The organism is Pseudomonas sp. URMO17WK12:I11 (assembly GCF_007677725.1).
GTDB lineage: Bacteria > Pseudomonadota > Gammaproteobacteria > Pseudomonadales > Pseudomonadaceae > Aquipseudomonas.
Window position 1 is genome coordinate 624,850 of sequence record NZ_VEDF01000001.1, and the last position, 13,112, is coordinate 637,961.

14 protein-coding genes are annotated in these 13,112 nt (G+C 65.2%); 11 read left to right on the forward strand and 3 right to left on the reverse strand.

Annotated elements, in window-relative coordinates; translation table 11 throughout:
• The first annotated feature begins 8 nt into the window (after window positions 1-8).
• From FS665_RS03100 to ureG, 7 genes are read left to right on the forward strand one after another with little or no spacing between them, the layout of a single operon-like run.
• Entirely contained in the window at window positions 9-311 is a 303-nt protein-coding gene (locus tag FS665_RS03100; protein ID WP_145183193.1) for an urease subunit gamma, read from the forward strand.
• A 19-nt stretch (window positions 312-330) separates the two neighbouring features.
• Complete coding sequence (locus FS665_RS03105) at window positions 331-648, forward strand: urease subunit beta (RefSeq protein WP_145183196.1); 318 nt, start codon at window positions 331-333, stop codon at window positions 646-648.
• Window positions 645-2,348, forward strand: a complete 1,704-nt coding sequence (gene ureC / locus FS665_RS03110) for an urease subunit alpha (RefSeq protein WP_145183199.1) — start codon at window positions 645-647, stop codon at window positions 2,346-2,348. Before FS665_RS03105 ends, ureC begins: the two co-directional genes overlap by 4 nt.
• Window positions 2,349-2,358: 10 nt before the next feature.
• Window positions 2,359-2,868 (forward strand): urease accessory protein UreE, encoded by a 510-nt coding sequence (gene ureE / locus FS665_RS03115; RefSeq protein WP_145183202.1) that lies wholly within the window; start codon window positions 2,359-2,361, stop codon window positions 2,866-2,868.
• Window positions 2,869-2,887: 19 nt separating this feature from the next.
• Window positions 2,888-3,433, forward strand: coding sequence for a HupE/UreJ family protein (locus FS665_RS03120; protein ID WP_145183205.1), 546 nt, complete (start codon window positions 2,888-2,890; stop codon window positions 3,431-3,433).
• The gene (locus FS665_RS03125; RefSeq protein ID WP_145183208.1) at window positions 3,433-4,107 is read left to right on the forward strand and encodes an urease accessory protein UreF; all 675 of its coding nucleotides are present in this window, start codon (window positions 3,433-3,435) and stop codon (window positions 4,105-4,107) included. The genes FS665_RS03120 and FS665_RS03125 overlap by 1 nt, the downstream gene beginning before the upstream one ends.
• Window positions 4,108-4,118: 11 nt before the next feature.
• Window positions 4,119-4,742 carry an urease accessory protein UreG gene (gene ureG / locus FS665_RS03130; RefSeq protein WP_145183211.1) on the forward strand — a complete coding sequence of 208 codons (624 nt, stop codon included), beginning with the start codon at window positions 4,119-4,121 and terminating at the stop codon, window positions 4,740-4,742.
• Window positions 4,743-4,821: 79 nt separating this feature from the next.
• Here the strand turns inward: ureG and FS665_RS03135 are convergent, their stop codons facing one another.
• A complete protein-coding gene (locus tag FS665_RS03135; RefSeq protein ID WP_145183214.1) occupies window positions 4,822-5,481 on the reverse strand; it encodes an HAD family phosphatase in 660 nt (219 codons plus the stop codon).
• Window positions 5,482-5,576: 95 nt separating this feature from the next.
• Between FS665_RS03135 and lexA the strand changes: the two genes are divergently transcribed.
• The 4 genes from lexA to FS665_RS03155 are packed head-to-tail and all read left to right on the forward strand — an operon-like array spanning window position 5,577 to window position 11,316.
• The gene (gene lexA / locus FS665_RS03140; protein ID WP_178108284.1) at window positions 5,577-6,194 is read left to right on the forward strand and encodes a transcriptional repressor LexA; all 618 of its coding nucleotides are present in this window, start codon (window positions 5,577-5,579) and stop codon (window positions 6,192-6,194) included.
• Window positions 6,194-6,814 carry a translesion DNA synthesis-associated protein ImuA gene (gene imuA / locus FS665_RS03145; protein WP_145183220.1) on the forward strand — a complete coding sequence of 207 codons (621 nt, stop codon included), beginning with the start codon at window positions 6,194-6,196 and terminating at the stop codon, window positions 6,812-6,814. The genes lexA and imuA overlap by 1 nt, the downstream gene beginning before the upstream one ends.
• A gap of 6 nt (window positions 6,815-6,820) precedes the next feature.
• The gene (locus FS665_RS03150) at window positions 6,821-8,239 is read left to right on the forward strand and encodes a DNA polymerase Y family protein (RefSeq protein ID WP_145183223.1); all 1,419 of its coding nucleotides are present in this window, start codon (window positions 6,821-6,823) and stop codon (window positions 8,237-8,239) included.
• Window positions 8,236-11,316 (forward strand): error-prone DNA polymerase, encoded by a 3,081-nt coding sequence (locus FS665_RS03155; RefSeq protein ID WP_145183226.1) that lies wholly within the window; start codon window positions 8,236-8,238, stop codon window positions 11,314-11,316. Before FS665_RS03150 ends, FS665_RS03155 begins: the two co-directional genes overlap by 4 nt.
• Window positions 11,317-11,338: 22 nt before the next feature.
• On the opposite strand, the gene FS665_RS03160 is transcribed toward FS665_RS03155, so the two are convergent.
• A complete protein-coding gene (locus FS665_RS03160; RefSeq protein WP_145183229.1) occupies window positions 11,339-12,160 on the reverse strand; it encodes an aldo/keto reductase in 822 nt (273 codons plus the stop codon).
• Window positions 12,148-13,053: a LysR family transcriptional regulator gene (locus FS665_RS03165; protein WP_145183231.1), complete on the reverse strand. Its 906-nt coding sequence runs from the start codon at window positions 13,051-13,053 to the stop codon at window positions 12,148-12,150. Before FS665_RS03165 ends, FS665_RS03160 begins: the two co-directional genes overlap by 13 nt.
• Between the last annotated feature and the right edge of the window lie 59 nt (window positions 13,054-13,112).

Consider the following 13,112-nt stretch of genomic DNA (forward strand, 5'->3'; position numbering starts at 1 on the left):
AGAACGCCATGGAGCTCACCCCGAGAGAGAAAGACAAACTGCTGCTGTTCACGGCCGCATTGTTGGCCGAACGGCGCCTGGCCCGTGGCCTGAAGCTCAACTATCCGGAAGCGGTGGCGCTGATCAGCGCCGCCGTGCTCGAAGGCGCCCGCGATGGCCGTACCGTTGCCGAGCTGATGAGCCTGGGTCGCGAAGTGCTCGGCCACGAACAGGTCATGCCAGGGGTTGCCCAGATGCTGCACGACGTGCAGGTCGAGGCGACCTTTCCCGACGGCACCAAGTTGGTGACCGTGCACGACCCCATCGTCTGAGCCGGAGCAGGAACCGCACATGATTCCAGGTGAAATTCAGGTTGCCGCTGGCGACATCGAACTCAACGTCGGCCGCGCCACGGTCAGTGTCAGCGTGGCCAACCATGGTGATCGACCGGTGCAGGTCGGTTCGCACTATCACTTCTTCGAAGTCAACGAGGCCCTGGTCTTCGAACGCGACGTCAGCCGAGGTTTCCGGCTGGATATCCCGGCGGGCACCGCCGTGCGCTTCGAGCCGGGCCAGTCGCGCACCGTGCACCTGGTCGCCTATGCCGGCAAGCGTGAGGTATATGGCTTTCAGGGCAAGGTGATGGGCGCGCTGGAGGGCAGGGCATGAGCCGGATTTCCCGTCGCGCCTATGCCGATATGTTCGGCCCCACCGTGGGCGACCGAGTGCGCCTGGCTGACACCGAACTCTGGGTCGAGGTGGAAAAGGACTTCACGGTCTATGGCGAAGAGGTCAAGTTCGGCGGCGGCAAGGTGATCCGTGATGGCATGGGGCAAGGGCAGATGCTCGCCGCCGAGGCCATGGACCTGGTGCTGACCAACGCCCTGATCATCGATCACTGGGGCATCGTCAAGGCCGATATTGGCGTCAAGCATGGGCGTATCGCGGCGATCGGCAAGGCTGGCAACCCCGATGTGCAGCCAGGCGTCAGCGTACCGGTGGGGCCGGGCACCGAAGTGATTGCCGCCGAAGGCAAGATCGTCACCGCAGGGGGCATCGACTCGCACATCCACTTCATTTGCCCACAGCAGGTCGAAGAAGCCTTGACCAGTGGCATTACTACCTTCATTGGCGGTGGGACCGGCCCGGCGACCGGCACCAATGCCACCACCTGTACACCCGGTCCCTGGTACCTGGCGCGCATGCTGCAAGCCGCCGATAGCCTGCCGATCAACATCGGGTTGCTGGGCAAGGGCAATGCCTCGCAGCCACAAGCCCTGCGCGAGCAGATCGCGGCCGGCGCGGTGGGCCTGAAATTGCACGAAGACTGGGGCTCGACGCCGGCCGCCATCGACTGCTGCCTGGGGGTGGCCGAGGAGCTGGACATCCAGGTGGCGATCCATACCGACACGTTGAACGAGTCGGGGTGCATCGAGGACACGCTGGCGGCGATCGGCGACCGCACCATTCACACCTTCCACACCGAAGGTGCTGGCGGCGGTCACGCACCGGACATCATTCGTGCAGCGGGGCAGGCCAACGTACTGCCGTCCTCGACCAACCCGACCCTGCCGTACACGGTCAATACCGTCGACGAGCACCTGGACATGCTCATGGTCTGCCATCACCTGGACCCGAGCATCGCCGAAGACGTCGCCTTCGCCGAGTCGCGCATCCGCCGCGAAACCATCGCCGCCGAAGACATCCTCCACGACATGGGCGCCTTTGCCATGACCTCGTCCGACTCCCAGGCCATGGGCCGGGTTGGTGAAGTGGTGCTGCGCACCTGGCAGGTCGCTCACCAGATGAAACTGCGCCGCGGCCCGCTGGCCCCCGACAGCGACTACAGCGACAACTTCCGGGTCAAGCGCTACATCGCCAAGTACACCCTCAACCCGGCGCTGACTCACGGCATCGCCCACGAGGTCGGTTCGCTGGAGGTGGGCAAGCTGGCTGACCTGGTGCTGTGGGCGCCGGCCTTTTTTGCGGTCAAGCCGGCCCTGGTGGTCAAGGGCGGCATGATCGTCACCGCGCCGATGGGCGACATCAATGGCTCGATCCCCACCCCGCAGCCGGTGCATTACCGGCCGATGTTCGGCGCGCTGGGCGCGGCCCGCCATGCCACGCGCATGACCTTCCTGCCCCAGGCCGCCATGGACCGCGGCCTGCACCAGGAACTGGGTTTGCAGAGCCTGATCGGGGTCGCCCACGGCTGCCGTCGGGTGCGCAAGGCCGACATGGTCCACAACACCCTGCAGCCAGTCATCGAAGTCGATTCGCAGACCTACCAGGTGCGCGCCGACGGCGAGTTGCTGGTGTGCGAGCCGGCCAGCGAACTGCCGTTGGCCCAGCGCTATTTCTTGTTCTGAAGGAGTGAAGATGATTGTTCTGACCCGCCGTATCGAGGCGTCCGAGCACATAACCGGGAGCGTCACCCTGGATGTCGACAGCCGGATCAAAAGCCGCCTGCGGGTGACGTTGGACGACGGTCGCGAAGCCGGGCTGATGCTCGAGCGTGGCCACCTGCTGCGCGGAGGCGAACTGCTCTGCGATGCCGAATCGAACCAGGTGATCCGTGTGTTGGCAGCCCCTGAAACGGTGTCCACCGTGCGTTGCGTCGATCCGCACCTGCTCGCCCGCGCTGCCTATCACCTGGGTAACCGCCATGTTCCGCTGCAGATCGAGCCCGGTCTGCTGCGCTACCAGCACGACCATGTGCTCGACGACATGCTGCGCGGTCTGGGTTTGGACGTGCTCACCGAACAGGCGCCGTTCGAGCCTGAAGCAGGTGCCTACCAGAGCGCCGCGCACAGCCATGGTCACGCCCACAGTCACGCGCACAACCATGACCACGACCATCCGTTCGTGCGTTTGCCTGCTCATTCCTGACCCCTTAAAAGAGCCCAAGATGAAAAAGACCCTAGCCTTCGCCTTGCTGATGATCGCGCTGCCGGCCTTCGCCCACCCCGGCCACGATGCCAATCCCTTGCATGATGGTTTACTGCATCCCCTGACCGGACTTGACCACTTGCTGATGCTCCTGGGGACCGGCGTGTTGGCGGCGTTGACCCGACGCACCCTGCTCCTGCCCTTGGCGACCCTGGGCGCGATGTTTGCAGGGGCAGTGTGCGGCCATCTGTTCGGCGATGTGCTAGGCATGGAAAGCCTGATCGCCGTGTCGGTACTGGTCGCGGCGGTGGCCGTCCTATTGCCCAACCGCCAGCTTCTATTGGCGCTGGCCATGCCGGTATTCGCCTTGTTCCATGGCTGGGCCCATGGTGTCGAAGCTACCCCAAGCGCCTTCTGGCTGTTCAGCGCCGGTTTCGTTACCGTCAGTGGCTTGCTGCTGGCAGCCGGTTTCACCGTCGGCTGCCTGTTGCGTCGTCATCCGGTCCTGCAGAAAGCCTTTGGCGGCGGTTTGCTGGCCGGCGCAGCCGTGGTGCTGGCGGGCTAATGAACAGCGACCTTGCGCTGTTGCGCCTGCTGCAGTTGGCCAGCCCCGGCCTGCCGGTAGGCGGCTTTACCTATTCGCAAGGCCTGGAATGGGCGGTGGAGGCTGGCTGGGTGCAAGACCTCGCCAGTTTCAGCGCCTGGCAGCGTGAGCAACTGCACGACACCCTGGCGTGTCTCGATTGGCCGCTGTTGGCGCGCCTGTATGGCGCCTGCCAGGGCGGCGATGCACAGGCCTTCGCGCGTTGGAGCCGGTTCTTGCTGGCCAACCGTGAAACCGCCGAATTGCGCCTGGAAGAGCAACAGCGTGGCTCGGCCTTGGCCCGTTTGCTCGACGGCTGGCAGTTGGGCCAGGACCCAGCCTGGCGGCCTAGCCTCGAGCTCAGCCAGCTCGGTGGCATGGCCTGGCTTGCGGTGCATTGGCAGATCCCGCTGCGCCAACTGGCCCTGGGCCACGCGTTCGCCTGGCTTGAGGGCGCGGTGATGGCTGGCGTCAAGCTGGTGCCGTTCGGCCAGCAAGCGGCGCAGACCCTGCTGCGCGACCTCAGCGCCGAGCTGCCCGCCGCCCTCGATACAGCTTTGCGGCTTGGCGATGAGCAATTGGGCGGCGGCCTGCCGCTGCTGGCCATCGCCTCGTCGCGACACGAAACCCAATACACCCGTTTATTCCGATCCTGAGGACTGGCTCCATGCAAAGCTATCAGCAACCCTTGCGCGTCGGCGTCGGCGGCCCGGTGGGCTCCGGCAAGACCGCACTGCTCGAATGCCTGTGCAAAGCCATGCGCGATCACTACCAGATCGCCGTGGTCACCAATGACATCTACACCAAGGAAGACCAACGCATTCTCACCGAAGCCGGGGCTTTGGAACCTGAGCGCATCGTTGGCGTCGAGACCGGCGGTTGCCCGCATACCGCGATCCGTGAAGACGCCTCGATGAACCTGGCCGCTGTCGAGGCGCTGGCGCGCAAATTCGGCAACCTCGAAGTCATTTTCGTGGAAAGTGGTGGCGACAACTTGAGCGCCACCTTCAGCCCGGAGCTCGCCGACCTGACCATCTATGTCATCGACGTGGCCGAAGGCGAGAAGATTCCGCGCAAAGGGGGCCCTGGTATCACCAAATCCGATTTCCTGGTCATCAACAAGACTGACCTGGCGCCGTATGTCGGCGCCTCGCTGGAGGTGATGGAGCGAGACACCCAGCGCATGCGCCCGCAGCGTCCGTGGACCTTCAGCAACCTGAAAAAGGGCGAGGGCCTGCAGGCAGTGATCGACTTCATCGTCGAGCGCGGCATGCTCGGCCTGCGCGCCTGAGGCTCAAGCGGTCACGGGCGCAGCGGTTGACACCAGGCAGTAGCGAGCAAACTCAGCAGGGCAAGGCCTGGCGATCGACTCAGCCGTGCATGCTTTCGATCAGGGCCCACAGCGTCGGGTCGTTGAAGTCCTCGACCACCAGCTGCGCGCCGGCCTCGAGCAGCCGTTGCGCCGGCTGGGTGGTGGCGATGCCGACGGTGTAGATGCCAGCATCATGCGCGGCCTTGACCCCAGGCAGCGAGTCCTCGAACGCCAACGCCTCGGCGGCTCGCGCCTGCAGGCGCTGCAGTCCGGTCAGATAGGGCAGGGGGTCGGGCTTGGGCCGTGCCAGCTCATCGGCCACCACCACGTCGTCGAAACGCTCGGCAATGCCCAGCGCATCGAGCATGTGCTCGGCATTCAGGCGTGGCGCGTTGGTCACCACGCACATGCCGATATCCCAGGCCCGCGCATGGTCCATCAGGCGCAGCAGGCCCGGCATCGGTTGCAGCGTGGGCGCCAGTTGGCGAAACAGCGCTTCTTTGCGCGCCGCCAAGGCGTGGCATTCGGCGGCGCTGGCAAGCGGAAACAATTCGCCAAACAGCTCGCCGTTGGCCCGTCCGCTGATCTGCGCATCGAACTGCGCCTGGGTCAGCTCACGGCCGTCATAGTCGCCGAGCAGTTGGCGGAAGGCCTGCAAATGCAGGGTGTCGGTGTCGGTCAAGGTTCCATCGAGATCGAACAGCAGGGCAGTCAGCATCAGGTATCCAGGTGGTCAGAAAATCACAAGCCTGGTGATCATACCCAAACCGGGCGACAAAGGGGGCTGTTCACTCATCCTCGAAAAGAGTACAAATGTGCTCCATGGACACATTGACCCCCAAACGCCGGGCCATCCTCGGCTACATTCGCGAGCGCATCGCAGACCACGGCCAGCCGCCAAGCCTGGCCGACATCGCTGCGCGCTTCGGTTTCGCTTCGCGCAGCGTTGCGCGCAAGCACATCACCGCGCTGTGCCAGGCCGGCTTCATCGAAGTCACGCCCAATCAGGCGCGCGGCATTCGCCTGGCCGGGCCGCTGCGCCGGGCGCAGATTCTCGAGGTGCCTGTGCTTGGCCAAGTAGCTGCCGGTGCCCCCATCGGCCCCGACCTGGATATTCATGAGCAGCTGCTGCTCGACCCCAGCCTGTTTCAACGCACGCCCGATTACCTGCTGAAGGTGCGTGGCGACTCGATGATCGACGACGGCATCTTTGACGGTGACCTGGTCGGCATCCGTCAGCAGGGCGATGCTCGGGATGGGCAGATCGTGGTGGCCCGCCTGGATGGCGAAGTCACCATCAAGCGTCTGCAGCGTCAGCCGGGTGGCTACCGCTTGCTGCCGCGTAACCCGGCCTATGCGCCAATCGAGGTAGGCCCTGAGCGCGAATTCTTCATCGAAGGCGTGTTCTGTGGCCTGTTGAGGCGTGACTGATGGGCGCGGTAGTTGAACTCGACCGGCTGCTCGATCAGCGTCATGTCTGGCGTGGGCGGCAAGGCCAGACGCGCCCGGCGGGCCTGCAGCCCACCGGTCATGGCGAACTCGACCAGCGGCTGCCCGAAGGAGGCTGGCCCGCCGCGGCGTTGAGCGAATTGTTGCTGGCCAGCCCAGGCTGCGGCGAGTTGCAGCTGCTCTGGCCGACCTTGGCGCGCCTGACCGCTGAGGGCGGGCGAGTGGTCGTGGTAGCACCACCGTTCATTCCCTACGCCCCGGCCTGGCAAGCGGCAGGTGTGGATCTGCGTTGGCTGGTGCAGGTCGAGGCCGGCCAGGCCGAGGCACTGTGGGCCGCTGAACAGTGCCTGCGTTCAGGCAGCTGCGCCGCTGTGCTGTGCTGGCCCGAGCGCGCCGATGACCGCGCATTGCGGCGCTTGCAGGTGGCCGCCGAAACGGGCCAGGCACTGGCATTCGCCTGCCGGCCGCAGCAGGCCGCCCACAATCCATCGCCGGCCGCACTGCGCCTGGCCATCGACACCCGTCCGGCGCAATGGCGGGTACTCAAATGCCGCGGGGGCATGCCCCCGGCCGTGCCGATCGCGAGCCCCGGGCGAGGCTGATGACACATGCTCTGGGCCTGTATTCTCTTGCCGCAGCTAGCGCTGGACTCGATCCTGCGTGAGCGTGACGATGCCGATGCGCCGCTGATCCTGGTGGGCGGTCCGCAGCAGCGCCGAGTGCTGCAAGCGGTCAACCCCGCGGCCGCAGCGCTGGGCTTGAAGGCAGGGCAGGCACTTACGGCAGCGCGAGCCCTGGCCGATGGTTTCGAGTGCGTCGAAGCCGACCCCGCTCGCATCGAGCACTTGCAACGACTGCTGGCTGCCTGGGCCTATCGTTTCAGTGCCCAGGTAAGCCTGCATTACCCGCGTGCAGTGTTGCTTGAAGTAGGCTCGAGCTTGCAGTTGTTTGGCCCTTGGCCTCGCTTCGAGGCGCGGCTGCGTGAGGAGCTGGCAGCCCTGGGCTTGCGTCAGCGCATCGTCCTGGCGAGCAACCCGGTCGCGGCGCGCATGCTTGCCAACGGCCATGATGGCTTGGCCTTGACCTGCGCCGAAGACACGCGCCGGGCGCTGGCGCGCATGCCTATCGGCCGGGTCGGATTAGCTGCCGACGCCGCCCAAGCCTTTGCCCGCATGGGGCTGCAGCAATTGGGGCAGGTGCTGGCCTTGCCGCGTGATGCCTTGGCCAAGCGCTTCAGTGCCCAGGTGCTATTGCACCTGGACCAGTTGACCGGGCTGCGCTCCATGGCCCTGGACTTCTACCAGCCACCGGACCGTTTCGAAACCCGCCTGGAACTGAACTTCGACGTCGAGTCGCACCAGGCCTTGCTGTTCCCGTTACGGCGCATGCTCAACGACCTGGCGGCGTTTCTGGCCGGGCGTGACTGCGGCGTGCAGCGTTTCAACGTGTACCTCGAGCACGCTGAAGGTCCAGAGACGCTGCTGCAAGTCGGGCTGCTGGCTGCCGAACGCGACGCCACCCTGCTTTTCGAACTGGCCCGTGGACGTCTTGAGCCGCTGCGCATTCCGGCGCCGGTGCGTAATCTGCGCCTGGTCGCTGAAGATCTACCGCCTTTCGTACCCCAACATCAGGCGCTGTTCGACCCCCGAGCCAAACAGGCTCAGCCATGGCCGCAACTGCGCGAACGCCTGCGCGCCCGCCTCGGTGACGAGGCGGTCAACGGTTTGCGCGCCGAGGCCGACCATCGCCCTGAATGCGCCTGGCAAGTAGCGGAGCAGGGCGCTGCGAGCGGCCTGAGCGTAACGGCCGGTAGCCGCCCTGGCTGGCTGTTGTCTACCCCGCAAGCCCTGGAGCCGGCAGCGCACATCGTCCTGGGGCCAGCCGAGCGGATCGAGTCGGGTTGGTGGGACGGCGGTGACGTGCGCCGCGACTACTACCGTATCGAAACCCGCGATGGCCTGCGTGGCTGGGCCTATCAGGACCTCGCCCAGCCTGGCCCGCTTTGGCTGCAAGGTTGGTTCGCATGAGCGTGCCGGGATACGCCGAATTGCATTGCCTGTCCAACTTCAGTTTCCAGCGCGGCGCCTCGAGCGCCGATGAGTTGTTCCGCCGTGCCCGCGAGCAGGGCTACCAGGCGTTGGCGATCACCGATGAATGCACGCTGGCCGGCATCGTGCGGGCCTGGCAGGCCGCCAAAGCGCACCAGGTGCGTTTGATCGTCGGCAGCGAGGTCCAGCTGGTGGATGGCACTCGCCTGGTCCTGTTGGTGCAGAATCTCGAGGGTTATCAAAACCTCTGTGCCTTGATCACCCGCGCCCGGCGGCGCGCCGCAAAAGGTGACTATCAGCTGTTTGCCGAGGACGTACAGCGCTACCAACAGGGGCTGCTGGCGTTATGGATCGCTGATGACGACACCCCTCAGTCCGCCGCCGCCTGGCTGGGTGAGGCGTTCGCCGAGCGGTTGTGGCTGGCGGTGCACCTGCACCGCGGCAGCGACGATGCCCAGCGCCTGGCGCGCACGCTGGTGTCGGCGCAGCAGTTGGGCATCCGGGCCGTGGCCTGTGGCGATGTGCACATGCATGTGCGTGGCCGGCGTGCCTTGCAGGATTGCATGACTGCCATCCGCCAGCATTGCACCGTGGCCGAGGCAGGTAGGCATCTGTTCGCCAATGGCGAGCGGCACTTGCGCACCCTGCAGCATCTGGCCGAGCTGTTTCCGCCAGCGCTGCTGGCCGAGAGCCTGGTCATTGCCGCGCAGTGCCACTTTGACCTAGGCGAGTTGCGCTACCAGTATCCGCGTGAGTTGGTGCCGGCTGGGCAAACCCCTGCCAGCTGGCTGCGCACCTTGTGTGAACGCGGTTTGCCGCAGCGTTGGCCGGCAGGGGTGAGCGCCAAGGTGCGTGGCGCATTGGACAAAGAGCTGGCGCTGATCGAGGAGCTTGGCTACGAGAGTTATTTTCTCACCGTTCACGACATCGTCGCTTTCGCCCGCCGCGAGCGCATCCTCTGCCAAGGCCGAGGCTCGGCAGCCAACTCGGTGGTGTGCTTCGTGTTGGGTATCACTGAACTGGACCCGATGGAGCATCGCCTGTTGTTCGAGCGGTTTCTGTCGCGCGAGCGCAATGAGCCACCGGACATCGATGTGGACTTCGAGCATGAACGCCGCGAAGAGGTGATTCAGTACGTGTTCCGTCGCTATGGGCGCGACCGGGCAGCCTTGACTGCCGTGGTCAACACCTACCATGCCGCAGGTGCCGTGCGCGATGTCGGCCGGGTGCTGGGCCTGCCGGCCGATCAGCTCGATGCACTGGCCAAGTGCTGCGGACGCTGGACCGACCGCATTCCGGATGCGCAGCGCCTGGCCGAGGCCGGCTTCGATGCAGCCAGTCCATCGCTGCGGCGTATCCTGGTGCTGGCCGGTGAACTGATCGGTTTTCCCCGGCACCTGTCGCAGCATCCCGGTGGCTTTGTCATTTCCGAGCAACCCCTGGATCAGCTGGTACCGGTGGAAAACGCTGCGATGGCCGAACGCACGGTCATTCAGTGGGACAAGGACGACCTGGACATGGTTGGCCTGCTCAAGGTCGACGTCCTCGCGCTCGGGATGCTCAGCGCCTTGCGCCGCTGCTTCGATCTGCTGCAACGCCATCGCGGCCGGCAACTGACCTTGGCCACCATACCCAGTGAAGACCCAGCGACCTACGCGATGATCAGCCGCGCCGAAACCATGGGCGTGTTCCAGATCGAATCCAGGGCGCAGATGGCCATGCTGCCGCGCCTGCGTCCCAGTACCTTCTATGACCTGGTCATCGAAGTCGCCATCGTGCGCCCCGGCCCGATTCAGGGCGACATGGTTCACCCTTACCTGCGTCGGCGCCTCAAGCAGGAGCCAGTGACCTACCCCTCGGAAAAGCTCAAGGCGGTATTCGAGCGCACCTTGGGCGTGCCGCTGTTTCAGGAGCAGGTCATGGAACTGGCCATGATCGGCGCCGATTACAGCCCAGGCGAGGCTGATCAGTTGCGCCGCAGCATGGCGGCCTGGAAGCGTCATGGCGGTCTGGAGCCGCATCGCCGGCGGCTGCTCGACGGCATGCTGCGCAACGGTTACGACCTGGCGTTTGCCGAGCGCATTTTCGAGCAGATCAAGGGTTTTGGCAGTTATGGCTTTCCCGAGTCCCATGCGGCCAGTTTCGCCCTGCTGTGTTATGCCAGCAGCTGGCTCAAGTGCCACGAGCCGGCGATCTTCACCTGTGCGCTGATCAACAGCTGGCCCATGGGTTTCTACAGCCCTGATCAGTTGCTGCAGGAGGCGCGACGCCAGGGCATCGAAGTGCGGCCGGTGGATGTGTTTCACAGCCAATGGGATTGCACGTTGGAGCCTGTGCAACACGATGTTCTGGCGATTCGCTTGGGCTTGCGGCAGATTCGTGGTTTCAGTGAACCCGATGCCCAGCGCTTGCAGCAGGCCAGGGCCGAGCGCCCGTGGCGCGATGTCGAGGATCTGTGCCTGCGCGCCGGGCTCGATAGCCGTGCCCGCGCGCGCCTGGCCGATGCTGGCGCGCTGCGCGGGTTGGCGCGCGACCGTCATCACGCGCGTTGGCAAGTGGCCGCCGTCCAGTCGCAATTGCCGCTGTTCGCCGAGGTGGAAGCGGCGCCGGAAGACGAGGTGATGTTGCCAGCACCCACGGTCGGCGAGGACCTGATGGCTGATTACGACACCCTGGGCACCACCCTGGGACCGCATCCGCTCAGGCTGTTGCGACCGAGATTGCGCGCGCTGGGCTGTCGCAGCTCAGCCGAGCTTGACGGGGTGGAGCACGGCGATGCCGTGGCGGTGGCCGGATTGGTGGTGGGCCGGCAACGACCGGGCACCGCCAGCGGTGTCACGTTCGTTACCCTGGAAGACGAATACGGCATGCTCAATGTCGTGGTCTGGCGTGAGCTGGCCGAGCGGCAGCGGCGGGCCTTGGTTGGCGCGCAGCTGCTCAAGGTGAGCGGGCGGCTCGAGCAGGAAAATGGCGTGCGTCATCTGATCGCCCGGCGCCTGGAAGACGTTAGCCCACTGCTGCAGGGGCTGGACGTCAGGAGCCGGGACTTTCATTGAAAACGCACGGGTCTGCTTAGCGTCAGACCATCGCCAGGTGCTGCTTGCGCGTCGGCGCCGGGAATGCCCGGTCGATCGCCCGCAGGTCTTCAGCGGTCAGCCTCAGGGCGCCGGCCGCAGCGTTCAAGCGCACGTGCTCTGGCGACACTGCCTTAGGTATGGCGATGACATCGTCCTCGCGGGTGACCCAGGCCAGGCTCACTTGTGCCGGAGTTGCGCCATGACGCTCGGCGATCTCGCCCAGCACCGGATGGCGCAGCAACTGACCGGCCTGGGCCAAGGGGCAGTAGGCCATGGTGGGTAGGCGGCGTTGCCGGCTCCAGGGCAGCAGATCGAACTCGATGCCGCGCTGGGTAGGGTTGTACAGGACCTGATTGGCGGCACAGGCAGGGTTGTGCAGCTCGCGCAGGTCATCGACGTCGAAATTCGAGACGCCCCAGTGCCGGATCTTGCCCGACTCGCGCAGCCGCTCGAAGGCCTCGACCGTTTCTTCGAGCGGGTACTGCCCGCGCCAGTGCAACAAGTACAGGTCGATCACTTCAGTGCCCAGGCGCTCGAGGCTGCGCTCGCAGGCCTGCGCCACGCCATGCTCGCTGGCATTGTGCGGGTAGACCTTGCTGACCAGAAACACCTGGTCCCGGCGCCCGGCGATGGCCTGGCCGACCACACGCTCGGCGCCGCCTTCCGCGTACATCTCGGCGGTGTCGATCAAGCCCATGCCGTGCTCGATACCTTGTTGCAACGCGGCCACCTCAGCAGCCCGGCGCCCTGGATCTTCACCCATGTACCAGGTGCCTTGGCCAATGGCCGGGACGCTCTCGCCTGCCAACTTCACGTAACGCATGTCACCTCCGGAGTCTGGGTATGGGAAAGCACGACCTCAAGCAGCGCTTGCGCGGCCGTGGACAGCTTGTGGTCGGCCAGGGCGATCACACCGATGCGCCGCTGCACCGCAGGCTCGACCAGGGCCACACAGCGTGCACCGAGTTCGACCATCTGTTTGATGCACAACGCCGGCACCGCACTGACCCCAAGTCCGCTGGCGACCATGCGGCCAATGGTGGTCAACTGGTGGCTTTCGAAGGCCACCGCCAGCTTGCCATGGCGTGATGCGACATTCTGCTCCAACAGCAAGCGCACCGCCGACGGACGTTGCAGGGCGATGAAGTCCTCGGCGAGCAGTTGCGCCCAGCTCACCTGAGCCTGCTGCGCCAGCACCGAATCGGCGGGTAGCACGGCGACGAACCGATCCAGGTACAACGGATGGAAATTCAAGCCATCGGTGTTATCCGGCTCGAAGCCGATGCCCAGTTCGACGCGGCGATGGCGCACCAGTTCCAGCACCTGTTCGTTGATCACGTCGTGCACGGTGACGTTGACCTTGGGATAGCGTTGGCGAAACACCTTGAGCGAGTGCGGCAGCAGGTTCCCGGCAAAGGCGGGCATGGCCGCCACCGACACCCGCCCTAGTTGCAAGGTGAAGCGTTGGCGCAGCATTTCCTCGGTATCGTCCCAATCGGCCAGCAGGCGCCGGGCCAACGGCAGCAGTACCTCACCTTCGGCGGTCAGGCTGACGCTGCGGGTAGTGCGGGTGAGCAGGGCGCCACCGAGGTTTTCTTCCAGCGCTTTGATGGTCAGGCTCAGCGCCGGCTGTGATACATGCAGATGCTCACCGGCCTGGGCAAAGCTCTGGTACTTGGCAACGGCCACGAAGGCACGCAGCTGCTTGACGTTCATGGCAATCGGCTCGCTATTTTGCAAATTTAATCAATCGATGACGAAAACAAAATTAACAA

Bases quoted from the DNA above. Each gene is read 5' to 3' on its own strand.
- FS665_RS03100 (WP_145183193.1), top strand. From the start codon at position 9: ATGGAGCTCACCCCGAGAGAGAAAGACAAACTGCTGCTGTTCACGGCC.
- FS665_RS03105 (WP_145183196.1), top strand. From the start codon at position 331: ATGATTCCAGGTGAAATTCAGGTTGCCGCTGGCGACATCGAACTCAAC.
- ureC (WP_145183199.1), top strand. From the start codon at position 645: ATGAGCCGGATTTCCCGTCGCGCCTATGCCGATATGTTCGGCCCCACC.
- ureE (WP_145183202.1), top strand. From the start codon at position 2,359: ATGATTGTTCTGACCCGCCGTATCGAGGCGTCCGAGCACATAACCGGG.
- FS665_RS03120 (WP_145183205.1), top strand. From the start codon at position 2,888: ATGAAAAAGACCCTAGCCTTCGCCTTGCTGATGATCGCGCTGCCGGCC.
- FS665_RS03125 (WP_145183208.1), top strand. From the start codon at position 3,433: ATGAACAGCGACCTTGCGCTGTTGCGCCTGCTGCAGTTGGCCAGCCCC.
- ureG (WP_145183211.1), top strand. From the start codon at position 4,119: ATGCAAAGCTATCAGCAACCCTTGCGCGTCGGCGTCGGCGGCCCGGTG.
- FS665_RS03135 (WP_145183214.1), bottom strand. From the start codon at position 5,481: ATGCTGACTGCCCTGCTGTTCGATCTCGATGGAACCTTGACCGACACC.
- lexA (WP_178108284.1), top strand. From the start codon at position 5,577: ATGTGCTCCATGGACACATTGACCCCCAAACGCCGGGCCATCCTCGGC.
- imuA (WP_145183220.1), top strand. From the start codon at position 6,194: ATGGGCGCGGTAGTTGAACTCGACCGGCTGCTCGATCAGCGTCATGTC.
- FS665_RS03150 (WP_145183223.1), top strand. From the start codon at position 6,821: ATGCTCTGGGCCTGTATTCTCTTGCCGCAGCTAGCGCTGGACTCGATC.
- FS665_RS03155 (WP_145183226.1), top strand. From the start codon at position 8,236: ATGAGCGTGCCGGGATACGCCGAATTGCATTGCCTGTCCAACTTCAGT.
- FS665_RS03160 (WP_145183229.1), bottom strand. From the start codon at position 12,160: ATGCGTTACGTGAAGTTGGCAGGCGAGAGCGTCCCGGCCATTGGCCAA.
- FS665_RS03165 (WP_145183231.1), bottom strand. From the start codon at position 13,053: ATGAACGTCAAGCAGCTGCGTGCCTTCGTGGCCGTTGCCAAGTACCAG.